Raw genomic sequence first — 543 nt, 5'->3', positions numbered from 1 at the left:
CCTATCCGCAGCTTCGGTCTATGGCTTAGCCCCGTTACATCTTCCGCGCAGGACGACTCGATCAGTGAGCTATTACGCTTTCTTTAAAGGATGGCTGCTTCTAAGCCAACCTCCTGACTGTCAATGCCTTCCCACTTCGTTTCCCACTTAGCCATAGTTAGGGACCTTAGCTGGCGGTCTGGGTTGTTTCCCTCTTGAGTCCGGACGTTAGCACCCGGTGCTCTGTCTCCCACGCTGCTACTTGCCGGTATTCGGAGTTTGCCATAGGTTGGTAAGTCGTCATGACCCCCTAGCTATAACAGTGCTCTACCCCCGGCAGTAATACGTGAGGCACTACCTAAATAGTTTTCGGAGAGAACCAGCTATTTCCAAGCTTGTTTAGCCTTTCACCCCTATCCACAGTTCATCCCCTAATTTTTCAACATTAGTGGGTTCGGTCCTCCAGCACGTGTTACCGTGCCTTCAACCTGACCATGGATAGATCGCTTGGTTTCGGGTCTACACCCAGCGACTAAAATCGCCCTATTCGGACTCGCTTTCGCT

1 rRNA gene is annotated in these 543 nt (G+C 51.6%); it reads right to left on the bottom strand.

The window, feature by feature from the left end:
- Positions 1-543 (bottom strand): 23S ribosomal RNA (locus EKL30_RS18765); the annotation flags it as partial.

The organism is Candidimonas sp. SYP-B2681, assembly GCF_003971065.1.
Lineage (GTDB): Bacteria > Pseudomonadota > Gammaproteobacteria > Burkholderiales > Burkholderiaceae_B > Pollutimonas.
The sequence above is the reverse complement of the archived record's forward strand: the minus strand, read 5'-3'. Positions and strand labels throughout refer to the sequence as shown.